General features: G+C 36.5%; 20 protein-coding genes. 9 read left to right on the forward strand and 11 right to left on the reverse strand.

Annotated elements, in window-relative coordinates; translation table 11 throughout:
• Positions 1 to 39: 39 nt before the first annotated feature.
• The 4 genes from ACJJVP_RS08605 to ACJJVP_RS08620 form a co-directional block, all read right to left on the reverse strand.
• Positions 40 to 1,068, reverse strand: a complete 1,029-nt coding sequence (locus ACJJVP_RS08605) for a rod shape-determining protein (protein ID WP_027066022.1) — start codon at positions 1,066 to 1,068, stop codon at positions 40 to 42.
• Positions 1,069 to 1,124: 56 nt separating this feature from the next.
• On the reverse strand, positions 1,125 to 2,657 hold the full coding sequence (gene purH / locus ACJJVP_RS08610; RefSeq protein WP_405412747.1) for a bifunctional phosphoribosylaminoimidazolecarboxamide formyltransferase/IMP cyclohydrolase: 1,533 nt from the start codon (positions 2,655 to 2,657) through the stop codon (positions 1,125 to 1,127).
• 92 nt (positions 2,658 to 2,749) lie between these two features.
• Positions 2,750 to 3,199 (reverse strand): GAF domain-containing protein, encoded by a 450-nt coding sequence (locus ACJJVP_RS08615; RefSeq protein WP_405412749.1) that lies wholly within the window; start codon positions 3,197 to 3,199, stop codon positions 2,750 to 2,752.
• A 112-nt stretch (positions 3,200 to 3,311) separates the two neighbouring features.
• A complete protein-coding gene (locus ACJJVP_RS08620) occupies positions 3,312 to 4,406 on the reverse strand; it encodes a hypothetical protein (protein ID WP_405412752.1) in 1,095 nt (364 codons plus the stop codon).
• A gap of 199 nt (positions 4,407 to 4,605) precedes the next feature.
• Here ACJJVP_RS08620 and ACJJVP_RS08625 point away from each other — a divergent pair, with 199 nt between their 5' ends.
• From ACJJVP_RS08625 to ACJJVP_RS08640, 4 genes are all read left to right on the forward strand, one after another.
• Positions 4,606 to 5,019, forward strand: a complete 414-nt coding sequence (locus tag ACJJVP_RS08625) for an HYC_CC_PP family protein (RefSeq protein ID WP_405412754.1) — start codon at positions 4,606 to 4,608, stop codon at positions 5,017 to 5,019.
• 212 nt (positions 5,020 to 5,231) lie between these two features.
• Positions 5,232 to 7,724 (forward strand): heavy metal translocating P-type ATPase, encoded by a 2,493-nt coding sequence (locus ACJJVP_RS08630; protein ID WP_405412756.1) that lies wholly within the window; start codon positions 5,232 to 5,234, stop codon positions 7,722 to 7,724.
• 21 nt (positions 7,725 to 7,745) lie between these two features.
• Positions 7,746 to 10,004 (forward strand): TonB-dependent receptor, encoded by a 2,259-nt coding sequence (locus tag ACJJVP_RS08635; protein WP_405412758.1) that lies wholly within the window; start codon positions 7,746 to 7,748, stop codon positions 10,002 to 10,004.
• A gap of 24 nt (positions 10,005 to 10,028) precedes the next feature.
• Positions 10,029 to 10,394, forward strand: coding sequence for a heavy-metal-associated domain-containing protein (locus tag ACJJVP_RS08640; protein ID WP_405412760.1), 366 nt, complete (start codon positions 10,029 to 10,031; stop codon positions 10,392 to 10,394).
• Positions 10,395 to 10,812: 418 nt separating this feature from the next.
• Here the strand turns inward: ACJJVP_RS08640 and groL are convergent, their stop codons facing one another.
• The 7 genes from groL to miaB form a co-directional block, all read right to left on the reverse strand.
• Positions 10,813 to 12,447, reverse strand: coding sequence for a chaperonin GroEL (groL, locus tag ACJJVP_RS08645; protein ID WP_405412762.1), 1,635 nt, complete (start codon positions 12,445 to 12,447; stop codon positions 10,813 to 10,815).
• A 115-nt stretch (positions 12,448 to 12,562) separates the two neighbouring features.
• Positions 12,563 to 12,841 (reverse strand): co-chaperone GroES, encoded by a 279-nt coding sequence (gene groES, locus ACJJVP_RS08650; RefSeq protein WP_036156781.1) that lies wholly within the window; start codon positions 12,839 to 12,841, stop codon positions 12,563 to 12,565.
• A gap of 141 nt (positions 12,842 to 12,982) precedes the next feature.
• Entirely contained in the window at positions 12,983 to 13,342 is a 360-nt protein-coding gene (secG, locus tag ACJJVP_RS08655; RefSeq protein WP_405412764.1) for a preprotein translocase subunit SecG, read from the reverse strand.
• A 6-nt stretch (positions 13,343 to 13,348) separates the two neighbouring features.
• Positions 13,349 to 14,473 (reverse strand): hypothetical protein, encoded by a 1,125-nt coding sequence (locus tag ACJJVP_RS08660; RefSeq protein WP_405412766.1) that lies wholly within the window; start codon positions 14,471 to 14,473, stop codon positions 13,349 to 13,351.
• A gap of 4 nt (positions 14,474 to 14,477) precedes the next feature.
• On the reverse strand, positions 14,478 to 14,999 hold the full coding sequence (locus ACJJVP_RS08665) for an LptE family protein (protein ID WP_405412769.1): 522 nt from the start codon (positions 14,997 to 14,999) through the stop codon (positions 14,478 to 14,480).
• 21 nt (positions 15,000 to 15,020) lie between these two features.
• Complete coding sequence (locus ACJJVP_RS08670; RefSeq protein WP_405412771.1) at positions 15,021 to 16,307, reverse strand: sigma-54 interaction domain-containing protein; 1,287 nt, start codon at positions 16,305 to 16,307, stop codon at positions 15,021 to 15,023.
• Positions 16,308 to 16,327: 20 nt separating this feature from the next.
• Positions 16,328 to 17,773: a tRNA (N6-isopentenyl adenosine(37)-C2)-methylthiotransferase MiaB gene (gene miaB, locus ACJJVP_RS08675; protein ID WP_405412774.1), complete on the reverse strand. Its 1,446-nt coding sequence runs from the start codon at positions 17,771 to 17,773 to the stop codon at positions 16,328 to 16,330.
• A 150-nt stretch (positions 17,774 to 17,923) separates the two neighbouring features.
• On the opposite strand from miaB, the gene ACJJVP_RS08680 reads away from it, so the two are divergent.
• From ACJJVP_RS08680 to gldK, 5 genes are all read left to right on the forward strand, one after another.
• Entirely contained in the window at positions 17,924 to 18,670 is a 747-nt protein-coding gene (locus ACJJVP_RS08680; protein WP_405412776.1) for a hypothetical protein, read from the forward strand.
• Positions 18,671 to 18,725: 55 nt separating this feature from the next.
• On the forward strand, positions 18,726 to 19,991 hold the full coding sequence (locus ACJJVP_RS08685; protein ID WP_405412779.1) for an LVIVD repeat-containing protein: 1,266 nt from the start codon (positions 18,726 to 18,728) through the stop codon (positions 19,989 to 19,991).
• 212 nt (positions 19,992 to 20,203) lie between these two features.
• Positions 20,204 to 22,708 (forward strand): type I DNA topoisomerase, encoded by a 2,505-nt coding sequence (gene topA, locus ACJJVP_RS08690; protein WP_405412781.1) that lies wholly within the window; start codon positions 20,204 to 20,206, stop codon positions 22,706 to 22,708.
• 60 nt (positions 22,709 to 22,768) lie between these two features.
• On the forward strand, positions 22,769 to 23,926 hold the full coding sequence (locus ACJJVP_RS08695) for a formimidoylglutamase (RefSeq protein WP_405412783.1): 1,158 nt from the start codon (positions 22,769 to 22,771) through the stop codon (positions 23,924 to 23,926).
• A 122-nt stretch (positions 23,927 to 24,048) separates the two neighbouring features.
• Positions 24,049 to 25,413 carry a gliding motility lipoprotein GldK gene (gldK, locus tag ACJJVP_RS08700; RefSeq protein ID WP_405412785.1) on the forward strand — a complete coding sequence of 455 codons (1,365 nt, stop codon included), beginning with the start codon at positions 24,049 to 24,051 and terminating at the stop codon, positions 25,411 to 25,413.
• Positions 25,414 to 25,478 lie beyond the last annotated feature (65 nt).

Consider the following 25,478-nt stretch of genomic DNA (forward strand, 5'->3'; position numbering starts at 1 on the left):
TCAATATTAAGTAAGAAGCTGTTCGTTAAAACAAGCTTCTTACTTAATTAGTATGCTCTTGTAGCGTTCTAAGTTTTTAAGTGCGATACCAGTACCACGTACTACGGCACGTAATGGATCTTCGGCAATGTAAACTGGTAAGTCGGTTTTTTGAGATAACCTTCTGTCCAATCCACGTAGCATAGAGCCACCACCTGCAAGGTAGATACCAGTATTGTAAATATCGGCAGCTAATTCTGGGGGAGTTTGAGATAATGTTTCCATAACCGCATCTTCAACACGCAGAATAGATTTATCTAAAGCCTTCGCTATTTCTCTATAAGATATTTGAACTTGTTTTGGTTTTCCTGTCAGTAGATCACGTCCCTGTACAGATTTCTCATCTGGTGGAGATTGTAAATCTTCTGTTGCAGAACCTATTTCAATCTTAATTGCTTCAGCCGTACTTTCACCAACATATAAGTTGTGCTGTGTACGCATGTAATAAATGATGTCGTTTGTGAAAACGTCACCTGCAATCTTTACGGATTTGTCACAAACGATACCGCCTAATGCAATAACCGCAATCTCGGTAGTACCACCACCTATATCAACAATCATATTTCCTTTTGGTTGCATAATGTCCAAACCGATACCAATAGCTGCAGCCATTGGTTCATGAATAAGATACACCTCTTTACCGTTTACACGTTCTGCGGATTCCTTTACGGCACGCATTTCAACTTCAGTAATACCAGAAGGTATACAGATGACCAAACGCAATGCTGGCGGAAACCATTTTTTCTTTAATGCAGGAATATTCTTGATGAACATCATCAACATCTTTTCAGATGCGTCAAAATCTGCAATTACACCATCTTTCAATGGTCTAATTGTTTTTATGTTCTCATGGGTTTTACCTTGCATCATGTTGGCTTCTTTACCAACTGCAATGATTTTTCCGCTAATTCTATCTCTGGCAACGATGGATGGGCTATCGACAACTACCTTGTCATTATGAATGATAAGAGTGTTAGCTGTACCTAAATCTATAGCTATTTCCTCGGTCAAGAAATCAAAAAATCCCATATGTGATGTTTAAATTTTAGATAAAAGGGTGTATTTCATCGACAAAAGTAATGAAATTAATGCTTGAAATGACGTGTGCCTGTCATCACCATTGAAATTTTGTGTTCGTTGCAATAATCAACACTTAATTGGTCTTTTATAGATCCGCCCGGTTGAATAACACTGGTGATACCCGCTTTGTCCGCAATCTCCACACAATCAGGGAAAGGGAAGAAAGCATCACTTGCCATAACCGCTCCTTTAAGGTCAAAATTAAAGGTTTGTGCTTTGTGTATTGCCTGGTTCAAGGCATCGACTCTACTAGTTTGCCCTGTACCACTTGCACAAAGTTGTTTGTTTTTAGCAAGAACAATAGTGTTAGACTTTGTGTGCTTACAAAGTTTAGATGCAAAAATTAAATCTTCTAATTCTTGATCTGTAGGGTTTGTGTTGGTCGCATTAGTAAGATCAGCGACTGTATCTGTTTTATGATCTTTTTCTTGAAGAAGCATACCGTTTAAACAAGTTCTAACTTGCATCTCTGGCATCTCAACTTCATTTTGAATAAGGATGATTCTATTTTTCTTTCCTTTTAAAATTTCAAGAGCTTCTGCGTTATAACTAGGTGCTATAACAACTTCGCAGAATAATTTATGTATCTCTTCTGCCGTAGCTTTATCAATTTCTTTATTGCTGATAAGAACTCCGCCAAAAGCAGAAACAGGGTCACCGGCTAAAGCGTCAACATAAGCTTGGTGTAACGTTTCTCTTTGTGCTAATCCGCATGCATTGTTATGCTTTAGAATAGCAAAGGTAGGAGCATCGTTTTTAAATTCCAGCATCAAATTAACGGCAGCGTCAACATCTAAAAGGTTGTTGTATGATAATTCTTTACCGTGTAATTTAGAGAACATAGCATCAAAATCCCCAAAGAAGAATCCTTTTTGGTGTGGGTTCTCGCCATAACGTAAAACCTTGCCTTCAGTCTCGCTTACTTTTAATGCTGCGATTTCATGGTTTTTATTGAAATAGTTAAATATAGCAGTATCGTAATTAGAAGAAACATTAAAAGACTTAGCGGCAAAACGCTTTCTGTCTTCTAGGCTAATGTTACCATTGTCAGCAGAAACAACTTCAAGAAACTCTGCATAATCTTCCATAGAAGAAACACAAGTAACATCTTTAAAGTTTTTTGCTGCAGCACGAATTAGTGAAATTCCACCTATATCTATCTTTTCAATGATATCTTGCTCAGAAGCACCACTAGCAACCGTTTTTTCAAAAGGATATAAATCAACAATAACAATATCTATTTGTGGAATTTCAAATTCAGCTAATTGGGCAACATCACTTTCGTTGTCCTGTCTGTTTAAAATACCGCCAAATACTTTTGGGTGTAAAGTTTTTACTCTTCCTCCTAGAATAGAAGGGTAGCTAGTTACATCTTCTACAGGAACCACGTCGATTCCTAAATCAGTTATGAATTTTTCGGTTCCTCCGGTGGAGTAAATAGTGATTCCTAATTCTTGAAATTTTCTTACTATTGGCTCTAATCCGTCTTTATGAAAAACTGAAATTAAGGCTGAAGACGCTTTTTTTACACTGCTCATTGTATGATGCTTAAATGTTTTTAATAAGCAAGCAAAAGTAATTTTTTTGCAGTTATAAAATGAGCTAGTTTATCAACAAAAAGCCTAAAGTTTTAAAGAATTTTGGCTACTTCAAAATTTACGAATTCTAAAAAGGTCTCATCTGCCTCTGTAAAAGGGTCAGGAGTGTTAGAATCGATATCTATTTGACCAATATTTTCGCCGTTAATGAATAGGGGAACAACAATCTCTGCTTTCACTGTAATGCTACATGCGATGTAGTTGTCTTGAGCTTGTACATCTGGTACTACAAAATTCTTGTTACTTTCAGCCACTTGACCACAAATACCTTTGCCGAATGGAATTATAGTATGATCCGTTGGCGCACCCGCATAAGAACCTAATTTTAGTTCGCGCTTATCGCCATTCTTAAAATAAAAACCTACCCAATCATAATGTGGTACGTTAGCTTTTAAAAGCTCGCATATATCCTGCATTTTTGCATCTGGGGCTTTATTAGAATCAATAATAGAACTTACTTGAGGTCGCAGCGCTTTGAACATAACTTTTTTTTGCAAAAATACATATTGTTGTCATGCAACAGTATGCGCTAAAACAAAAAAAGAGGATGTTTTTAAACATCCTCTTTTTAATACTACATATTATTTGTAATACTTATGGTTGAATCTTAACGTCGAATTCAATGAAATCGTTATTGTTGAAACCAGCTTCGATAGCGGTAATTTTAATTAAACCATTTTTACCGTAGTTGTCAACGAACTCTATAACATCACCTACGCTTAAGTTGGTTATGTTTTGTGAACTTGAACTTGTAATAAAATTCAATTCACTGTTTAGGGTTATCGCATCAAAAGCAGCAACGTCTAAGGTTGCAGAAGTTGCAAAGAACATTTGGTTCAATGTTTCCGTAGCAGCATTTTCCTCGTCTGCACCTGGCTCAAGTCCTTCTACATCAAATCCGAAAGAATCGTCATATTGTTCTGTAGAAGCAAAAGAAGCATTATCGCCGGCAGAATCACCAGAAGCACCGTAGTAGTAGCCAAAATCCCAAAAAGCTCTAAATTCAGGTCCTACATCAATTCTGTAAACGGTTTCGTTCAATAGAGAAAAGAAAGATTCTGTTGAGCCATCTCGTGCCGGAGCAAAAAGTTTAACATCTGTAAATTCCCTAACGGCAGCGGTAGGGTTGGTACCCGTACCAATAGTTACTGTAATTTGACCTACACCTAATGCCAATCTTTTTGAGCTATCTCTAAAGTCACCTTTACCTGTAGTTGTCCAAAAAGAATAAACAATTTCTCCGTTTTCAATATCTGGAACTGGAAGTGGAAACGAAAAGTCGATTTCTTTCTTAGTGGCGCCATCTAAATCTATTGAACCATCAGCTTTTAGAGCTTTGGTTAAGTCATCACTTACCAAATCAAAAGAACTGAAAGGCATTTCTCCTTGTCCTAAATAATTTTGAGTTATATACATTCTACGTTGTGTAGTAGCGTCAGAAGTAAAAATAACTCTACCGGTAACATTGGTTCCTACTTCTCCGCTCGCAGATGCCGTTTCAATATTGGAAGAAGGGACGGCTTCGTTGAAAACGATGGTGGCTACTTCTGGTTCATCGGTGTCTTCACCGTCTTCTCCGGTATTATCTTCGATAGGAGTATCGAAAATTGATCCGTCATCTGAACTGCAACTTCCTATGAATAGTGCTATAGAACATATTAAGAAAGCTTGCTTAAATTGTTTTTTCATAATTTTTAATTTTGATGATTAGTGTTAAAGTGGTTAATGATTATTAGTTAAAGTAATTAACTGAAAAACTATTGTAATCGTATACTTACAAACTTGTTTTTTATCGAATTTTAATTGTTGTTTGATTCGAAAGACAAAACTTCGTTAAAGAAATGAAGTGTAGAATTTTAGAAGTTGATTATTTAGTAACTTTGCATAGATGAAAAATTTACTTCATAAACTTTTTTCTGTTTCAATGGCTTTGCTGCTGCTGCTGTCTACCATTTCTTGGACGGTAGAGAAACATATGTGTATGGGGCGAGTTATGGATGTAGCTTTGTTCAATGAAGCAAAAGATTGTTGTATGGATTCTAATTCCGTAGTAAAAGGGAGTTTAGGTATCGAAAGCGCACATTGTTGTAATAATGAAGCTTTTACCATGCAAGGTCAAAATGATTTGACGCACGACTTCTCAAAATTCGATTTTTCACAACAAGTGTTTTTGGTTTCTTTTACAAGTACTTACTTAGGTTTGTTTGAAGATTACGTTGAAAAGAAAATTATTTTTAATTCATATCCACCGCTTATACTGGCTGAAGATTTGAATATTCTACACCAGGTTTTCTTGATTTGATATCAACTGATGATTAGCGTTAGTTCGCAAATGCAGTGTAATCAAGTACTATTTTTAATCTAGTCACCTTTTCTTTTATCAAGCTGTAAAGCAAGTCTACCTTAATTTATAGGTGTTTTTGTTTTTGTTTCGTTTTTATAAAAGGTTAGTGAATATGATTAGTTGAAATAGTAGAAACAGTTTTAACAACTGAAAGAAATCATAATCTCATTATGAAAAATACATATCAAATTCATGGAATGACCTGCAATGGCTGCAGAGGTCATGTTGAGCAAACCTTGGCAAAAATTAGCGGAGTATCCAATGCTGTGGTGAATTTAGAAAAGGCTGAAGCAGTTTTGGAAATGGATAATGAAATTCCCTTAAAAACTTTGCAGGCGGCTATGAAAGCTGACGGAGGGCATTATTCCATCCATGATCTGGGTGCTCATGTGCATGAGGCTACAAAACCCAAAGCTGTTGAGAATGGTAATGGTGTTTTTTACTGCCCAATGCATTGTGAAGGAGAAAAGACATATACAGAACCGGGTGACTGCCCGGTTTGTGGTATGGATTTGGTAGAGGAGGCAAGTGCTACATCTAATAACGGTCAAGAGTATACGTGTCCAATGCATCCAGAGGTTGTTAGTGATGAACCTGGCGATTGCCCAATTTGTGGTATGGACTTAGTACCGAAGCAAGCAGATATTTCCGCCGAAGAAAAGAGCTATCAAAAACTACTGAATAAGTTTAAAATAGCAGTAGGGTTTACGTTGCCGATCTTTCTTATTGCAATGTCAGAAATGATACCTAATAATCCGCTTCAGGATATTTTAAGCTTGAAGTATTGGAACTGGGTGCAATTTGCATTATCGATACCTGTGGTGTTTTATGCCACGTGGATGTTTTTTGAACGTGCTTATCGTTCTGTTAAAACATGGAATTTAAACATGTTCACATTAATAGGAATTGGAGCAGGGGTGGCGTGGTTGTTTAGTGTATTCGCTATTTTGGTGCCCGATTTTTTTCCGCCACAATTTAAAACAGTACAGGGTACAGTTCATGTTTATTTCGAAGCCGCTACGGTGATTTTGACTTTAGTGTTATTCGGTCAGTTGTTAGAAGCCCGCGCACATAGTAAAACGAATTCTGCGGTAAAAGAGCTGCTGAAATTAGCACCTAATAAAGCTGTTAAGATTGTTGACGGTAAAGAAGAGAGCATTTCTATTGACCAGATTTCAAAAGGAGATTTACTTCGTGTAAAACCAGGCGATAAAATACCTGTAGATGGAAGTATTTATGAAGGTAAAAGTACCGTGGATGAATCTATGATTACGGGTGAACCTGTTCCAGTTCAAAAAGTGGTTGGTGATGCAATAAGCTCAGGTACCATAAATGGTAAAGGCTCTTTTGTAATGACTGCAGAGAAAGTAGGGGCAGATACGTTATTGTCGCAAATTATAGATATGGTGAACAAGGCTAGTCGTAGTCAAGCGCCTATTCAAAAACTAGCAGATAAAATATCTAGTTATTTTGTACCGGCAGTTGTCTTTATTTCTATTGTAACTTTTTTGGTTTGGGTCACTTTTGGTCCAGAACCCGCTTATGTATATGCTTTGGTAAATGCCATTGCGGTGTTGATAATTGCTTGTCCGTGCGCATTAGGTTTGGCTACACCAATGTCCGTAATGGTAGGTGTAGGTAAAGGAGCTCAATCGGGAGTGTTGATTAAAAATGCTGAAGCTTTAGAGCGAATGGATAAAATTGATACCCTAGTCATAGATAAAACCGGAACCATCACAGAAGGTAAACCGTCTGTTGAGGAAGTAGGCAGTGTTGATGGCGTTAATGAAGATTTGGTGTTGCAATATATTGTTTCCTTAAATCAGCATAGTGAGCACCCGTTAGCAGATGCTACGGTGAATTATGGTAGAACAAAAAATGTGTCCATTTTAAAGGTAGATGATTTCAGTTCTGTTACAGGTATGGGGGTTTCTGGTAAAATTAATGGGGAATCTGTTGTTTTAGGAAATGATAAAATGATGGGAGAGGCTAAAGTGTTTATTCCTGAAAATTTGCAAGTAGTTATTGCAGGGCATCAAAAGAAGGGTAAAACAGTTTCTTATGTAGCGATCGATGGTAATGCTGTTGGTTTTGTTGCTATTGGTGATAAAATCAAGGAAACCAGTAAAAAGGCTATTGAAGCGCTTCAGAATTCTGGTATCTCGGTAATCATGTTAACAGGTGATAATCATGATACGGCAAAGGCTGTAGCGGATCATTTAAGTCTGACTGATTTTAAAGCAGGAATGCTTCCTCAAGACAAGCTTGCAGAAGTGGAGCGTTTACAGTCAGAGGGTAAGAAGGTTGCCGTAGCTGGCGATGGAATAAATGACGCACCTGCATTAGCAAAAAGTGATTTAGGTATTGCTATGGGTACTGGTACGGATGTTGCTATTGAGAGCGCCACGATTACGCTGGTTAAAGGTGATTTACATGGTATCGTTAAAGCACACAACTTAAGTAAAGCTGTGATGAAAAACATTAAGCAGAATTTATTTTTTGCACTGATATATAATACGGTCGGTATTCCTATTGCTGCAGGAGTGTTATATCCTTTTTTCGGATTGTTGCTTTCTCCTATGATTGCCGCTTTAGCAATGAGTTTCAGTTCTGTTTCCGTGATTGCAAATGCATTACGATTACGAGCAGCAAAAATTGATTAATAAAATTGAATAAAAAATTAAATGAATAAATATATAACACTAATAATAGCCATGTTGCCTTGGTTTGCTTTTTCTCAAGAAAAGGTAGAAGGTGTAGTGTTAGATTCTGAAGGGTCTAATGCATTGACACTTTCGGGTGCAAATGTCTATTGGCAAGATTCCCAAACGGGAGTAGTGACAGATTTTGACGGTAAATTTTCAATTCCGTACATAAAGGAATTTAATAGATTAATAATTAGTTATGTAGGTTTTGAGTCGGATACACTGACAGTAAACGAACCTAAAACTTTGAGAATAACTTTGAAACCATCTAATGAATTAGATGAGGTGGTGGTACAACAAGAACGCGACGCAATACAGAAGACATATTTCAGTCCGCAGAACGTCATCACCGTTAATAGTGCAGAGTTATTGAAAGCCGCTTGCTGTAATTTGGCGGAGAGTTTTGAAACCAATCCGGCAATAGATGTGAATTTATCCGATGGGTTAACGGGTACCAAACAAATACAAATGTTAGGATTGACGAGTCCGTATTTATTGATTACTCAAGAGAATATTCCTATGGTTCGTGGAGCGTCACAGGCATACGGATTAACATTTACGCCTGGTACATGGATAGAGAGTATTCAGATTACAAAAGGTGCGGGTAGTGTCGTAAATGGCTATGAAAGTATATCTGGTCAGATTAACACAGAGCTGGTAAAACCATTAACTGATAATGCTGTTTTTGTAAACGGGTATGCAAACCAAAACGGGCGCTATGAATTGAACACTCACTTCAATAGAAAGCTGACAGATAAGTGGAGTACAGGTTTATATATACATGGTAATAAACGAGTACAAAAAGAAGATGATAATAATGACGGATTCTTAGATGCACCATTAGGAGAGCAATTGAATGTGATGAACCGTTGGCAATATCAAGATGCAGAAAAAGGATGGGTCAGTTTCTTTAATGTTCGTTTTTTAAATGATGAAAAACAAGTGGGGCAAGTAGATTTTGACCCTAATACAGATAGAGTAGATGGAGTCAATAGGGCTCTGAGCGGAGCCGAAGTGTGGGGAAGTGAAATTAATACACGTAGGTTCGATACATCATTAAAGCTGGGATATGTTTTTCCGGAATTACCTTTTCAAAGTTTAGGTTTTCAAACATCGTATAGTTATCATAAACAAGATTCCTATTTCGGATTTAGAACTTATGATATCAACCACGAGAGTTTATATAGTAACCTTATATTTAATTCAATAATAGGCGATACTAGAAATAAGTTTAAAACGGGAATCACTTTTGCTTATGATGGTTATGATGAAATGGTGACGGCTACAGATTATTCTCGTGTAGATAATTCTGTTGGCGCCTTTTTTGAATACAGCTATGAAAATTTGGAAAAGGTAAGTCTAACTGCTGGTTTACGTGTAGATAATCATAACAGGTTAGGTACTTTTGTAACGCCTAGATTCCATATTAGGTATACCCCATGGGAAAAAGGGAGTCTAAGAGGGTCGTTTGGTAGGGGTAAAAGAGCAGCCAATATTTTTGCGGAAAATCAGCAGTTGTTTGCTTCGGCTAGAACAATTAATATTGCTGATACTGGTGGTAGTGTTTACGGTCTTGAGCCTGAAGATGCTTGGAACTACGGAGTCAGTTTTTTACAGGGATTCAATTTTTTGGGTAAAAAAGGAGATATTACTTTAGACTATTACATCACAGATTTTGAAAACCAAATCGTAGTAGACTGGGAGAGCCCTCAAGAAGTTTCTTTTTATAATTTAGAAGGAGATAGTAATGCTAAAAGTTTTCAGGTTGAGGTCAACTATGAGTTATTGCCTCGCTTAAACCTAAGAAGTTCTTATAAGTTTTATGACGTATCTACAGATTATGAAAGTGGTAACCTTCAAAAACCATTGTTGGCACAACATCGTTTTTTAGGTAATTTAGGGTATGAAACAAAAGCTAAAGAAAATGGAGCGCAATGGAAGTTTGATTATACCTTGCATTCGTACGGAGAAAAGAGACTTCCAGATACGAGCTCTAATATAAGCGAATATCAACTAGGAGAATATTCATTGCCATATAATCATATGAATGCTCAAATAACGAAAGTGTTCTCAAAAACATTTGAAGTATATGTAGGGGGCGAGAACTTATCCGATGTACAACAAAATACTCCTGTTTTAGGAGCAAATGACCCTTTTGGTTCCAATTTTGATACTACTATAGTGTTTGCTCCAATTATGGGAAGAATGTTCTATGGCGGATTCAGATTTAAAATTTAATATATAACAATTAATATACTAATTATGAAAACAACGATTTTATCATTAGCAATGATGCTAATTACGATAGTAACCTTTGCGCAAGACAAAAACAAGAAAGTAACTTTTGACGTTAATGGTAAATGTGCCATGTGTAAAGAGCGTATAGAAGAAGCTGCCTTAAATGTGAAAGGTGTAAAGTATGCAAATTGGGATATACCAACGCATCAATTGGCTATTATTATGGATGAGCGTAAAACCGATGCCATGAAGATAAAAACAGCAATTGTTGCTGTTGGACATGATACCAAAGAATTGAAAGCAACAGATGAAGCTTACAATAGTGTTCACCCTTGTTGTTTGTATAGAGAAGACAATTCCGATGATGGTATGCACCATGAAAATAAGTAGTAAATACTGTTTTAATTGGGTTTGATTTGGAGTCGAAAATTGGTTAAAAAGTTTTGGTTAATTTTTTGCCAATGGAATTATCACGAATCAAAATCTGAAATACATTAGCTATAGATTTATTTTAAAACTCTATACCAATGGCACAAGCAAAATCAGCAGGGAAACCAGCTGCAAAACCTTCTCCAGCAAAAGCTGGAAAAAAGGCTGCTCCGAAAGCTGCTCCTAAAAAGAAGTGGTTAAGTTATTGCCTTTAGAAGGCGATACCGTTTGGACGATAAAACCACCTTCAGTAAATAAAGAAGGTGGTTTTTTGTTGGTATAAGTATAAAAAAAAGCTGCACTTGAATTTTTCAAGTGCAGCTTTAAATTTTATGTATGTCCGCAAACAAGCTAATAATTGCCTGTCGACGAAGTCGAACTACATCATACCTGGCATTCCGCCACCACCACCCATAGGAGGCATAGCTGGAGCATCTTCTTTAATGTCAGTTAAAGCACATTCAGTAGTTAAGATCATACCGGCAACAGAGGCAGCGTTTTCCAATGCTACTCTTGTCACTTTCTTAGGATCGATAATACCTGCTTTCATCATTTCAACATACTGCTCAGATTTAGCATCGTATCCGAAATCACCTTTACCTTCAAGTATTTTAGCGATAACTACAGAACCTTCTCCACCAGCGTTAGAAACGATAGTTCTTAAAGGAGCTTCGATAGCACGGGCAACAATCTGTAAACCTGTAGCTTCATCTTCGTTTTCAGTAGAAACTTTGTTAAGAACAGATTTAGCTCTTACCAATGCAACACCACCACCAGCAACGATACCTTCTTCAACGGCAGCTCTTGTAGCGTGTAATGCATCATCAACACGGTCTTTTTTCTCTTTCATTTCAACTTCAGAAGCTGCACCTACGTAAAGTACTGCAACACCGCCAGCTAATTTAGCTAAACGTTCTTGAAGTTTTTCTTTATCGTAGTCAGATGTAGTTGTCTCGATTTGAGATTTAATCTGGTTAACTCTAGTTTTAATATCTTTTGCAACACCACCACCGTTAACGATAGTTGTATTGTCTTTATCAATCTGTACTTTTTCACAAGTACCTAACATATCAAGAGTAGTGTTGTCTAAGGAGAAACCTCTTTCTTCAGAAATAACAGTACCGCCAGTTAAGATTGCGATATCTTCTAACATTGCTTTTCTGCGGTCACCAAAACCAGGAGCTTTAACAGCAGCGATTTTTAAAGAACCTCTCAACTTGTTTACTACCAATGTAGCTAATGCTTCACCATCAACATCTTCAGCAATAATCAATAAAGGTTTACCGGACTGAGCAACTGGCTCCAATACAGGAAGTAAATCTTTCATTGAAGAGATTTTCTTATCGAACAACAAGATGTAAGGACTCTCTAATTCAGAAACCATCTTTTCAGAATCGGTAACGAAATAAGGAGAAAGATACCCTCTATCAAATTGCATACCTTCAACAACATCAACGTATGTATCTGTACCTTTTGCTTCTTCAACGGTTATAACTCCTTCTTTACCAACTTTGCCAAAAGCCTGTGCGATTAAATCACCAATAGTTTCATCGTTATTTGCAGAAATTGAAGCAACTTGCTTAATTTTCTCAGAAGAATCACCTACTTTTTTAGACTGCTTTGCTAAATCGGCAACGATTGCTTCTACAGCTTTGTCAATACCTCTTTTTAAATCCATTGGGTTTGCACCGGCAGCAACGTTTTTCAAGCCTTCTTTAACTATAGCTTGAGCTAAAACAGTTGCGGTAGTAGTACCGTCACCAGCTAAATCATTGGTTTTAGAAGCAACCTCTTTAACCATTTGAGCGCCCATATTTTCTAAAGGGTTCTCTAATTCAATTTCTTTTGCAACGGTAACACCATCTTTAGTTACTTGTGGAGCACCGAATGATTTGCTGATAATTACGTTTCTCCCTTTTGGTCCTAATGTTACTTTAACAGCGTTTGCCAATGCATCAACACCTCTTTTAAGACCGTCTCTTGCATCTATGTCAAACTTAATATCTTTTGCCATTTTTAATTTTGTTTAAATATTAACCTTCCATTTGTAATGGCAGGTCAATTGAGTTATTAATTTTTTAAATTGAAATTCAACAGCTGATGGTTAAGAGCCATAAGCTAATTGCTATTTAGATAATAGCAAGAATATCACTTTCTCTCATCATTAAGTAATCTGTACCTTCTAGCTTCAATTCAGTTCCGGCGTATTTTCCGTAAAGAACGGTATCACCAACTTTAACGGTAACACTGTCATCTTTTGTTCCAGGACCCACGGCTACAACTTTACCTTTTTGTGGTTTCTCTTTTGCAGTATCAGGAATGTAAAGTCCAGACGCAGTCTTAGTTTCAGCTGCCATTGGCTCGATAAGTACTCGGTCTGCCAATGGTTTGATATTAACTTTAGCCATAATTATTAATTTTAAAATTGATTTTTAGTTTCGTGGGTATACAAAGGCAGAAATTATGCCATTGCATTTTTCCTGACAAATTGTAAACAAAAAATGCCAGCTTGTCATAAGCTGGCATTTTAAATATATGGTTGTAAATTTTTATAAACTATCTGAAGGAGTAGCTTCATTTGTTACAGGAGGTGTAACTTCTTCAGGTAATGTTTCTGGTATTACCGTTTCAATATCATCACCTTGTAATAATTTAGAATCTGTATCGCCATAATTACCTTTCAGGGCAATGTTAGATGCTAGTATTAAAACTATTAATAAGCCGGCTAAAGTCCATGTACTTTTATCTAAAAAGTCACCTGTTTTTTTAACTCCACCAACTACTTGGTTTCCTCCTCCACCAAAAGAAGAAGAAAGTCCGCCACCTTTTGGGTTTTGTACCATGATCACTAATACTAACAATAAGCAAACAACAATGATAAGTATTAGGAAAATTGAAAATGTACTCATTCTAAATTATTTATTATCTTTTCGTAATTTTTCTACCGCTTTAATTCGGTCTGCAAAGAAACTACTTTTTTCTGGATATTTCAAACTTAAAATTTTGTAGGCTTGAATTGCATTTTTATACTTTTTTTGTTCGAGATAAACCCTTGCTAAAGTCTCTGTCATAAGCTCGTTATGGTCGATTTTAGAAGATTTTGAAATATCTATAACCGCACTTTGTTCAGTAGGGACTATTTTAGGGTTAGAAGCTATAAACTTGTCTATACGGTCGTATTTCTTTTTAATTGCTTCACTTTTGACCTTGGGTTTTCTAATAGGTTTAGGAGTAACTTTTTGTTCCTGTGCCTTTGAGATGGTCTTTTCAATCTTACTTTCTTTCACCTCAGCTTGGGGCTCAATGTTTTCTTCGTGAACTTTCTCAACAGCATTCTCTTCAGATTTTTCTAAAGGTTTTTTTGAAGCAAGACTAAGCCATTCAGAAAAAGAATATTTTTCTTTTGCGTCGAAAGATAATGGTTTGCCTATGTCGAGAGCATTTTCATCTTCAGTATTAGCAGGGTTTTTAGATTGAAATAATGCTGGGTCTAGAATTTTGTCAGCATCTTGTTCGTTTTGCGGTAATGGTTTGTCGTCTGATGGAGTAATTAAAGAAGCGGTAGTAGCAATAGCAATAATACCTGATTCATCAATTTCAATGGTCTCGCCTTCATTGATTTCTACTTCTTCTATAAACTCGTCTGGCGTAATATTATCTACTGTAGAAATAGATGCTTCCTCTTTTTCAATTGTTTCAAATTCATTTATTATAGATGTTACGTCGGTCTCATCAATAATTTCAACTTCTTTGTCTTCTTTTGCTTCAGCAAGCGTACCTTTTGAAGGTTCAAATTGTAAGAAATCTTTAGAGGTTATAAATTCAAAAAGAACATCTCGATCGGTAGTGTATGCTGCGGTAGTTTTAAGCGCTTTATTGTATTTGTAGCTATTTAGGTTTTTGAGACCTTTTAAATAAAGGGCACGTGCAGCTTGAAAATAAGGGTATTCTTCGATGATATCTTCTAGATGTTTTGTGTGTATGGGTTCTACCACTTTGGTAGGCTGCTCTAGAAAATATGTAAAGTCCTTAACATTCATGTTCTTACCAATCTGCCAATGAGGCGTTGAAAATATCTTGTGTTAATCTTTCGAATATAATGTCGTGTGCTTCACTTTTCACCGTTGCCAGTTGGGTATCGGCATCATAGTCATAGAAAAAAGAAAAACTCTGGTCAAATGCCGCATCTTCTTTTAGTTGATTATAAAAACGCACTTTTACTCTTATTGAAAGCCTATTTTGTGCGGCTGTTTGGTCAGCTGTTGCAGACATAGGTGAAATCTTGTATTCTGTTATTTCACCTTCATACAATAAATCTGGATTGCCTGTGCTGATTAAATCTAGGCTCGTTTGATTTTGAATTCTGTCTTGTAAAGCTAGTGTGAAATCTCTATCTACGCCTGGTTCAAAGGTAGAGCCCGGACTCTGCGTTGCGTAATTTTGAAAATAGCTAACTTTAAATGTTTTAGCTTCACCAACATTACCGCCAGTAAAGTTATAGATGCCACAGCTAAAAAGTAAGATTAGCGGTAATACAAATAATATAGACTTCTTTAGGTATCTCATTGAAATGGGGTTCGTTTTATGTTATAGGTCGTATTGTTTTATTTTTCGGTAAAGCGTTCGTTCAGAAATACCTAATTCTGTTGCCGCGGCTTTTCTTTTTCCTCTATTGCGTTCTAATGATTTCTTTATCAATTCGACCTCCTTCTCTTGTAAAGATAGGGTTTCTTCTTCTTGAATTTCTTCGGCAAAATGATATTTGTCCTCGTAAGAGTCTTGAATGATAGAAGCTTCTTCTCGTTTCGGTTCAGGTAAGTGCAATAGGTTCATTGAAGCTTCTTCTTGCGTATCGTGTTCGATATCTGCATCTTCTTCATCGTCATTGCCGTAAATTTTACGGATAAGATTTTCGTTGTCTTTTTGAACCTTTTCAGAATCGTTGTTTTTTAAAAGCTCCATGGTCAACTTTTTAAGGTCGTTGAGGTCGCCTTTCATATCAAAAAGTACTTTGTACAGTATTTCTCTTTCATTGCTAAAGTCGCTTTCAGATTTAGTGTTAGAAACTACTGCAGGTAGATTGCTTGTATTGTTATGCGGCAGGTAACCGTTTAAAGTGGCAGCGGTAATAGCTCTATTTTCTTCTAAGACCGAAACCTGTTCTGCGATATTCCTCAGTTGGCGAATGTTGCCAGGCCATCTGTATTTTGTCAATAATGATACGGCATGGTCATCTAGTCTGATAGTAGGCATTTTGTACTTCTGACTAAAATCGGATGCAAATTTTCGGAACAATAAATGAATATCACCTTGACGTTCACGTAATGGCGGAATGTTAATTTCTACAGTGCTTAAACGATAGTATAAATCTTCGCGAAAACGCTCTTTTTTAATGGCTTCGAACATATTTACATTCGTAGCGGCAACAATACGTACATCTGTCTTTTGTACTTGTGATGAACCTACTTTTAAAAACTCACCATTTTCAAGCACACGTAATAATCTTACTTGGGTAGTCAATGGTAGTTCGCCTACTTCATCTAAAAATATAGTACCACCATCCGCTACTTCAAAATAGCCGCTTCTTGTTTGTGTAGCGCCAGTAAAAGCGCCTTTTTCGTGTCCGAAAAGCTCACTGTCAATAGTACCTTCTGGTATGGCGCCGCAGTTTACGGCGATATACTTTGCGTGTTTTCTATGGGAAAGTGAATGAATGATTTTTGGAATAGATTCCTTTCCTACCCCACTTTCACCTGTAACCAGAACGGAAATGTCAGTTGCGGCAACTTGCATTGCTTTTTCAAGAGCACGATTTAATTTTGGGTCTTGCCCAATAATTTCAAAACGTTGTTTTATGCTTTGTATACTTTCCATATAAAATGGCTACTATAAAGTTAGTTATTGTCAGAATACCCAACTGCAACACCTTTTAAAGTGGCAGAAGTGCAATCGTTAATTTGTACGTTTACAAAGTCGCCCACCTTGTAATTTTCTTTCGGAAAGACCACAACGGTACTTTGGCTATTTCTACCCATCCATTCATGTTCCGATTTTTTAGAGGTCCCTTCAATTAAAACCTCTTGTATTTTACCTACATGTTTTTCGGTTCTGTATTGACAGTGGCTTCTCTGTAACGCTATAATTTCAGAAAGGCGTCTCTTTTTTGTAGCCTCTGGCACATCATCTTCCATTTTTCTGCCAGCCATAGTGCCCGGTCTTTCTGAATATGCGTACATATAACCGAAATCATACTTTACATGTTCCAATGCTCTTAGCGTGGCGGCATGGTCTTCTTCTGTTTCAGTGGGGAAGCCCGTAATAATATCTTGAGAAATAGAACAGCCAGGTAAAATTTTTCTAATTTCATCTGTTAGTTCAAAATACTCCTCAATGGTATGTAGCCGATTCATTTCCTTTAAAATGCGATTGCTACCACTTTGTACAGGTAAATGAATATGATTACAAATATTCTTGTGTTTGGCCATGGTTCTGATGACGTCCAAGGTCATGTCTTGCGGGTTGGATGTAGAGAACCGAATGCGCATTTTAGGGTTTGCCAATGCTACCATTTCCAATAATTTGGAAAAGTTGGTGGCAGTTGCTTTTTGCATATCCGTAGCATTAACGAAATTTTTCTTTAGTCCGCCGCCATACCATAAGTAGCTGTCTACATTCTGCCCTAGAAGTGTAATCTCTTTAAATCCTTTTTCAGAAAGTTCGCTGATCTCTGCTAAAATAGATTGTGGGTCTCTGCTACGTTCGCGACCTCTCGTGAACGGAACTACGCAAAACGTACACATATTATCACAACCTCTGGTGATAGATACAAAAGCTGTTACTCCGTTCGTATTTAATCTGACGGGAGCTATGTCGCCATAAGTTTCATCTTTGGAAAGAATTACGTTTACAGCATCTCTTCCAGAATCAACTTCTTTGATTAAGTTGGGTAAATCTTTATAGGCATCTGGCCCAACGACCATATCCACTATTTTTTCCTCATCTAAAAGCTTGTCTTTCAGGCGTTCTGCCATACAGCCAAGAACTCCAACTTTTAAATGTGGTCTAGATTTTTTTACCTTATTATATTCGGTTAATCTTTTACGAATGGTCTGCTCTGCTTTATCTCTAATAGAACACGTGTTTACAAGTACTAAATCCGCATCTTCTAACGTTTGGGTGGTGTTAAAACCTTCGGTCGCTAAGATAGATGCAACAATTTCACTATCGGCAAAGTTCATGGCACAACCATAACTCTCAATGTAGAGATTACGCTTGTTCATTTCTTTTCCTTCAACTACCAAAGTTGTGCCCTGCACATTTTCGTCTATGGTTTTCTCCATTTTTGTAATACGTTGCAATAAAATATTTTGGATGGCAAAGATACTATTATAATCAAAAATATGACAAGATGACATGATTATTTAGGGTTTGTTTATGCTTTACACTTTAAAATTATTTAGTTTTATCACCAATTATAACCACCAATACATATGAATTTAGAAAACTTAACACAGCAGATTAAAACGAAGCCAGATTTAGAATTTGGCACCATATTCAGTAGGTCTATTGAGCTTTTTAAGAAAGTCTGGTTACAGGGATTCATTATTTTGCTTTTGACCTTTGTTGTAATATTGCCCTTTTATATTATTCTCTATATACCTATGATCGCTTTGGGTATAACTGATCCAGAGTCGCTTCAGCATGATGCTTTACCACCAATGGCTGCTATTGCGATGGCAATTCTTGCACCTGTGTTTGCAATTGGCGTAACTACTTTTGCCTTGGCTTTGAATGCGGCATTTCTGAAAATATGTAGAGAAAAAGATCTGGGTAAAGAATCTAGTGATGACTACTTCTTTTTCTTTAAGGAAGGGCGTTTAGGTAAGGTGTTCATACTTGCGCTATATACTTTTGGGCTATCGATTGCTGGGGCACTTGCCTGCGGTGTGGGTATGTTCTATGTAATGGTTCCAGTTTCATTGATACCTGCTTTTTTGGCGTTTTCAAATCATTTATCTCCTTTAGAAATGGTGAAGGCAAGTTTTACTTTAGGCAATAAAAACTGGCTGGTTATATTTGGTTTGGTGATTGTTTCTGCATTTGTGGCTCAACTGGGCTTTATTCTGTGTTGTGTAGGAGTATTGTTTACTGCAATGTTAGGTAAGGTGCCAACGTATTATATGTATAAAGATGGTGTAGGTTTCAACGAGGTAGAAGCTAATTCAAACTTATTGTAACGCAACTATTACAGGTTTCTTCATCTTATTGTTGCAACCAGTTAATTTATAGACCATGAAGAATTTTCTTTTTCTTGTTTGTGCCATAGCTTTATCTGCATTTGTTTCTTGTGATGATGATGGACCTTATGAGGATTACCAAGTGGCAAGACCCATTTTGCAAGATGCAATTACTTTTAAGGCAGAAGCTGTTTCGGTTACTGAGCCGGTACCAATTGTATCATCAGGTAAAATATATGCCTATGGTAATTATATTTTTGTCAATGATGTGAATAAGGGTTTTCATGTAATCGATAATCAAAATCCTTCATCACCAGAAAGCATTGCATTTATCAAGCTAGAAGGTAATAATGATATTTCTATTAAAGATGATAAGATATATGCCGATAGTTATGGCGACTTGGTCATTTTTGATATTTCGGATATTAATAATATTACAGTAGATAGCCGTATTGTAAATGCTATCTATAATAATGGTGTTTGGGCTACGGATATAGCGTATCCACAAGCAGATTTTTATGAATACGGCGATATTGATTATGATAGGGATATTGTAATAGGCTGGGAAGTTGTGACCGAAAGAAGACCGGTAGAGGAGTATGAATCTAGGTATAATTGTGATGGTTGTGTGGTAGATACTCTTGAAAGTTCTAATGATAGTCCGCAGCCAAGTACAGGTCAAGGTGGTTCTTTAGCACGATTTAAAATTATTGGAGATTATCTTTATGTTGTCGATTATAGCGACATCAATATTTTCGACATAACAGATGTTGAAAATGTACAAGTGTTGGATGATGTACAAGTTGCCTGGGATATTGAAACTATTTACAGTCAAGGAGATATTTTATTTATAGGAGGGTCTCAAGGCATGTATATTTATGGGATAGAGAATCCTGAAAAACCAGAATTCATCTCAGAATTTAGACATGGTACGGCTTGTGATCCTGTCGTTGTTGATGGTGATTATGCGTATGTGACTTTAAAAGGAGGTAATTTCTATGGTAGTACGGAAAGTGGTCTTTATGTAGTTGATATATCTAATCTTGCAAATCCTGAATTAAAAGTGATTTATCCTATGGATGGTCCTAACGGATTAGGTATTAAAGAAAATACCCTTTTTGTGTGCGACGGAGATTCGGGCTTAAAAGTCTATGATAAAACAGATGCACCAAATGTTACTTTGATAAATACTTTTGAAGATATTGTAGCTTACGATGTAATACCATTGGTCTCTTCCTTGTTAATGATCGGTGATCAAACATTATATCAATATGAATATGTAGATAATGATATTAGATTGTTAAGTACATTTCAATTGTAAAATTATTATTAGGTTAAAAAAAGGGAAGCTAGTTTAGCTTCCCTTTTTTTATTTGAGCCCCTAATTAGTTTATGTCTTGTGATATAGCGGCTAGAATAAGCATTAATTTCATGATTTAATAGGCTAAACTCTGTTGAAATATGGGGAAAAATAAATTCTTGAAATTCCAAAGTTTAATTTTTAGTATACATTTGTAAGTATAAACAAGGTTGATGGCGAAAAATTTAGTAATTGTTGAGTCTCCTGCAAAGGCCAAAACTATAGAGAAGTTTTTGGGAAAAGATTATAAGGTAGAATCGAGCTTTGGTCACATTGCAGATTTACCTTCAAAGGAGTTGGGAGTAGATGTTGAAGGCGATTTTACACCGAAATATATCGTTGATAAAGATAAGCAAGCTTTAGTGAAAAAGCTTAAGAGTCTGGCGGATAAAGCAGAAACTATATGGCTCGCGAGTGATGAGGATCGCGAGGGAGAGGCTATTTCTTGGCACTTAGCAGAAGAGCTAGGTTTAGACAAGAAGAAGACAAAACGTATTGTTTTTAACTCAGTTACAAAAGCAGCTATTCAAAAAGCGATTGAGAATCCAAGGGAAATCAATTTCAATCTTGTAAATGCACAACAGGCTAGACGAGTATTAGACCGTTTGGTTGGTTATCAACTATCACCTGTACTTTGGAAAAAAATTAAGCCGGGTCTTTCAGCCGGTCGTGTTCAGTCAGTAGCCGTAAGGTTAATCGTTGAGCGAGAAAGAGATATTGAAGGCTTTGAGCCACAAGCATCGTTTAAGATTGCAGCAGAGTTTCAAACCGAAGCAGGTAGTGTGTTTTCGGCAAAACTGAACAAAACGTTCGCTACCGAAGAAGATGCAAAGGCATTTTTAGAGAAAAACAAAGCAGCTGATTTTTCAGTAAGCAAATTAGATAAAAAACCGGCTAAGAAATCGCCATCTGCGCCGTTTACCACTTCTACTTTACAACAAGAAGCATCAAGAAAATTGTATTTTTCTGTAGGTAGAACCATGCAGGTAGCACAACGTTTGTATGAAGCGGGTTTAATAACCTACATGAGAACAGATAGTGTTAATCTTTCTAACGAAGCATTAGCATCTGCCAAAGAAGCTATTGAAAAAAACTACGGTAAAGAGTATAGCGAAACAAGAAACTTTAAAGGGAAGTCTAAAGGAGCTCAAGAAGCACACGAAGCCATTAGACCTACGGATATGGGGAATCAATCTCCTTCGTTGGAGCGTGATCAATCTAAATTATATGATTTAATATGGAAACGTACCGTTGCATCTCAAATGAGCGATGCGAAATTGGAACGTACCAATGTTAGAATAAAGGCCAACAAACATACAGAAGAGTTCACAGCTAATGGTGAAGTAATTAAGTTTGATGGTTTCTTAAAAGTTTACATGGAAGGTGTAGATGATGAAGATGTTGCTGAAGAACAAGAAGGTATGCTGCCGGCAATGAAGCAAGGTGAGCGTTTGTTGAACAACTTTATTTCAGCGACGGAACGTTTTACAAGAGCACCATATAGATTTACGGAAGCATCTTTGGTTAAGAAGTTAGAAGAGTTGGGTATTGGTAGACCGTCTACATATGCGCCAACAATATCTACTATTCTTAATAGAGGTTATGTTGAAAAAGGTACTATTGAAGGTAGTGAGCGTAAGTATCAACAATTGATATTGGCTTCAGATAGTATAGAAACAAAGAACCTTACTGAAAATGTTGGTTCTGATAAGGGTAAAATGGTGCCTACGGATATTGGTATGATCGTTACCGATTTCTTGGTGAGTAATTTTGCCAATATTTTAGATTATAATTTTACCGCTCAAGTTGAAGAAGATTTTGATGAGATAGCTTCTGGTGATGAGGATTGGAAGAAAATGATGAAAGATTTCTACAAGGATTTTCATCCTAATGTAGTAGATGTAGAAGAAAATGCAGACCGTGCCAGCGGAGAAAGAATATTGGGTAAAGACCCAAAAAGTGGAAAACAAGTATCTGTACGTTTAGGAAGGTTTGGACCAATGGTACAAATTGGTACTGTTGATGATGAAGAGAAGCCAACATTTGCAAGTTTATTACCAGAGCAATCTTTGAACACCATTTCATATGAAGAGGCAATGGATCTTTTTAAACTTCCTAGGAAATTAGGGGTTTATGAAGGGGAAGAAGTATTGGCTAACGTAGGTAGATTTGGACCTTATGTGAAATTTGGCGAGAAATTTATTTCTATGGATAAAGGCGAGAGTGCTTTTGAAATAGAGATGGATAGAGCAATAGAACTTATTGTTGCTAAGCAGAAGGCCGATGCGCCAATTGCTATGTACGAAGATCTAGAAGTTACAAAAGGTACAGGTAGGTTTGGACCGTTCATTAAATGGAACGGTATGTTTATTAACGTAAACAAAAAGTACGATTTTGATAACTTATCTAATGATGACATTATAGAGCTAATCGAAATCAAAAAACAAAAAGAGATCGATAAGGTTATTCATAACTGGGAAGAAGAAGGCATCCGTATAGAAAAAGCGAGATGGGGCCGTCATAATGTTATAAAAGGCAAGATCAAGGTGGAGTTGGCAAAAACTGTCGATGTTGTTAAGATGTCTTTAGAAGAAGCCAAAAAGTTGATTGAGGCGAAGACTCCAAAGAAAAAAGCTCCAAAGAAAAAGGCAAAAGCTAAACCTAAAACAAAAAAGTAATTTAATTTTAGGTCAAAAGATTAGTATAGTATTTTTATGATTTCTAAAAACCTTTAATAAATGGCCTTTGATTTTCTAGTTCCAGTATCGGATAAAGTTTTAGCCCATAATGAGTTACTGCCTAGTCAATCCATTGGTAAAAACACCCACATACATACTGAAAAAGATGGATTGCCTGTACTGGCTAATGCCACAGTAGCGATTATAGGGGTTAGAGAATCTAGAAATGCATACGAAAAGAAACACGAGAAATTAGATGTCTCTGCTATACGGTTACAATTCTATAAACTTCTTATAGGAAACTGGAATGCCACAATTGTAGATTTGGGTGATATTGAAGAAGGGGCTACTGTAAACGACACTTATTTTGTTGTAAAAGAAGTTGTGGCCGGTTTGTTAGAAGAACATGTTATTCCGATAATTTTAGGAGCAACGCAAGATATTACTTATCCCGCATATAGAGCTTTTGATGGTATTAGAGATATGATCAATCTTGTTGCAATAGACAGTAGATTTGATTTCGGAATTGAAGATGAGCTTATTTCATCACATTCCTATATGAGTAAAATAATTACAGATAAGCCAAATAATCTCTTTAACTTTTCAAATATTGGCTATCAGAGTTATTTTAATGCCCAAGAAGAAATAGATTTAATGGAGCGTTTATTTTTTGATGCCTATAGGCTTGGAGAGGTTGCAAATGATATTTCTTTGGCAGAACCGGTACTACGAAATGCACATATGGTGAGTTTAGACCTACGGTCGGTCAAGGCAAGTGAAATTTCTTTATCTGCTAATTTTTCTCCGAACGGATTTAATGGAAGAGAAATCTGTGCTATTTCTAGATATGCCGGTATCAGTGATAAAGTATCGGTATTCGGTTTATATGAAATGGAGAACACCGTACAGTCGCAACAGCTGATAGCGCAGATAATATGGTACTTTATAGAAGGTATCAATTTTAGAATCAAAGAATCTCCTTATACCAAAACAGATGACTTTGTTAAGTACAATGTACCGAGCGAAGATGAAGAATTGGTATTCTACAAAAGTTTATTAACAGAAAGATGGTGGACAGAAGTCCCATCTATTTTTACCTCACATACTAAAGGCCATACACCTGCGTTATTACCTTGCACTGAGAAGGATTATTTAGATGCATGTAATCAACAAATTCCTGAAAGGTGGTTTAAGGCCTATAAGAAAGGCTTTAATTAACATTATTTTTTTTAAAGCATAAAAAGACTTTAATACAATATTTTATATAAAACCTAGTTTTAGTTGTTAGAATAAATCATTGTATTCTGAGTTTAAACCATAATCGAAATTTAACCTAAAGTATGAAGAAGCTATTGTTATCCTCTATAGCGTTTGTTTTTTTACTCACAAGTTGTGGGTCTAAGCAGAAAGGTGAGCTAACTGGAGTCCAGGGAAAAAAATGGTATCCAGAAAAACCATATGGAATGGAACTTATCCCAAGGGGTTCTTTTATCATGGGTAAGAGTGAAGAAGACCAAGGAAAATTATTGAATGCACCTACTAAGACAGTTACGGTACGTTCTTTTTACATGGATGATACCGAAATCACGAATAGTGAGTATCGTCAGTTTGTAGAATGGGTAAAGGATTCTATAGTTAGAACCAAATTAGCCATTTTAGCTGATGAGTTAGGTATCGGCCCAGAAGAAGGCGGTATCGGCGACTATGCTTTTAAAGATGCAGATACTACAAGAGCGTCTGTATACGATAAGTATATGTTGGACAACTATTCAGGTATGGGTGAAACGGGCTACGAGGGTAGAGCGTTAAGCAAAGATGAAGACTTAGTTTGGAACACATCTGATTATCCAGATGAATATTATACCGAAATTATGGATTCTATCTACCTATCGGAAGAAGAGTCTTATAATGGTCAACGTACCATTGATGTTAAAAGTTTAAAGTATAAGTATAGCTGGATGGATATTGAGGCAGCTGCTCGTGCTTCTGTAAAAGGAAACCAAAGTCGTAAAGATTTTATCCGCACAGAAGAAGTTGAGATATACCCAGATACAACGGTTTGGATCAGAGACTTCTCTTATTCTTATAACGAACCAATGCACAACGATTATTTCTGGCATGATGCATATAGCGAATACCCAGTAGTAGGTATCAGCTGGCAACAAGCAAAGGCATTCTGTAACTGGAGAACTAAGTTTAAGAATGACGATAACAAAAGCAGAGGTAGACAGTTTGTAAATCAATTTAGATTACCAACGGAAGCTGAGTGGGAATATGCTGCAAGAGGTGGTATCGAAGGTGGTACGTACCCATGGGGTGGACCATATGTAATCAGTGATACTGGTTGTTTTATGGCAAACTTTAAGCCGCAACGAGGAGATTATGCTGCAGATGCTGCTTTATATACAGTGGAAGCAAAATCTTACGAGCCTAATGACTTTAATATGTACAACATGGCCGGTAACGTTTCTGAGTGGACAAATTCAAGTTATGATCCAAGTGCATACGATTATGTATCAACTATGAACCCTAACGGAGGCGATCAATCTAATACAAGAAAAGTGATTAGAGGTGGTTCTTGGAAAGATGTTGCATACTTCTTACAAGTAAGTACAAGAGATTACGAATACGCAGATTCAGCACGTAGTTACATCGGTTTCAGAACAGTACAAGATTATATGGGTGAGGAAGATTCCACACAATAAATAATAACATTAATAGTTTTATAATAAATTCAAATTCATTTTTAACCAAATCTTTTTTATTAAAC

This window comes from Maribacter sp. Asnod1-A12, from assembly GCF_045063735.1.
Classification (GTDB): Bacteria; Bacteroidota; Bacteroidia; order Flavobacteriales; family Flavobacteriaceae; genus Maribacter.

Excerpts from the sequence above, each read along its gene's own strand:
- ACJJVP_RS08605 (WP_027066022.1), bottom strand. The coding sequence starts at position 1,068 with ATGGGATTTTTTGATTTCTTGACCGAGGAAATAGCTATAGATTTAGGT.
- purH (WP_405412747.1), bottom strand. The coding sequence starts at position 2,657 with ATGAGCAGTGTAAAAAAAGCGTCTTCAGCCTTAATTTCAGTTTTTCAT.
- ACJJVP_RS08615 (WP_405412749.1), bottom strand. The coding sequence starts at position 3,199 with ATGTTCAAAGCGCTGCGACCTCAAGTAAGTTCTATTATTGATTCTAAT.
- ACJJVP_RS08620 (WP_405412752.1), bottom strand. The coding sequence starts at position 4,406 with ATGAAAAAACAATTTAAGCAAGCTTTCTTAATATGTTCTATAGCACTA.
- ACJJVP_RS08625 (WP_405412754.1), top strand. The coding sequence starts at position 4,606 with ATGAAAAATTTACTTCATAAACTTTTTTCTGTTTCAATGGCTTTGCTG.
- ACJJVP_RS08630 (WP_405412756.1), top strand. The coding sequence starts at position 5,232 with ATGAAAAATACATATCAAATTCATGGAATGACCTGCAATGGCTGCAGA.
- ACJJVP_RS08635 (WP_405412758.1), top strand. The coding sequence starts at position 7,746 with ATGAATAAATATATAACACTAATAATAGCCATGTTGCCTTGGTTTGCT.
- ACJJVP_RS08640 (WP_405412760.1), top strand. The coding sequence starts at position 10,029 with ATGAAAACAACGATTTTATCATTAGCAATGATGCTAATTACGATAGTA.
- groL (WP_405412762.1), bottom strand. The coding sequence starts at position 12,447 with ATGGCAAAAGATATTAAGTTTGACATAGATGCAAGAGACGGTCTTAAA.
- groES (WP_036156781.1), bottom strand. The coding sequence starts at position 12,841 with ATGGCTAAAGTTAATATCAAACCATTGGCAGACCGAGTACTTATCGAG.
- secG (WP_405412764.1), bottom strand. The coding sequence starts at position 13,342 with ATGAGTACATTTTCAATTTTCCTAATACTTATCATTGTTGTTTGCTTA.
- ACJJVP_RS08660 (WP_405412766.1), bottom strand. The coding sequence starts at position 14,473 with ATGAATGTTAAGGACTTTACATATTTTCTAGAGCAGCCTACCAAAGTG.
- ACJJVP_RS08665 (WP_405412769.1), bottom strand. The coding sequence starts at position 14,999 with ATGAGATACCTAAAGAAGTCTATATTATTTGTATTACCGCTAATCTTA.
- ACJJVP_RS08670 (WP_405412771.1), bottom strand. The coding sequence starts at position 16,307 with ATGGAAAGTATACAAAGCATAAAACAACGTTTTGAAATTATTGGGCAA.
- miaB (WP_405412774.1), bottom strand. The coding sequence starts at position 17,773 with ATGGAGAAAACCATAGACGAAAATGTGCAGGGCACAACTTTGGTAGTT.
- ACJJVP_RS08680 (WP_405412776.1), top strand. The coding sequence starts at position 17,924 with ATGAATTTAGAAAACTTAACACAGCAGATTAAAACGAAGCCAGATTTA.
- ACJJVP_RS08685 (WP_405412779.1), top strand. The coding sequence starts at position 18,726 with ATGAAGAATTTTCTTTTTCTTGTTTGTGCCATAGCTTTATCTGCATTT.
- topA (WP_405412781.1), top strand. The coding sequence starts at position 20,204 with ATGGCGAAAAATTTAGTAATTGTTGAGTCTCCTGCAAAGGCCAAAACT.
- ACJJVP_RS08695 (WP_405412783.1), top strand. The coding sequence starts at position 22,769 with ATGGCCTTTGATTTTCTAGTTCCAGTATCGGATAAAGTTTTAGCCCAT.
- gldK (WP_405412785.1), top strand. The coding sequence starts at position 24,049 with ATGAAGAAGCTATTGTTATCCTCTATAGCGTTTGTTTTTTTACTCACA.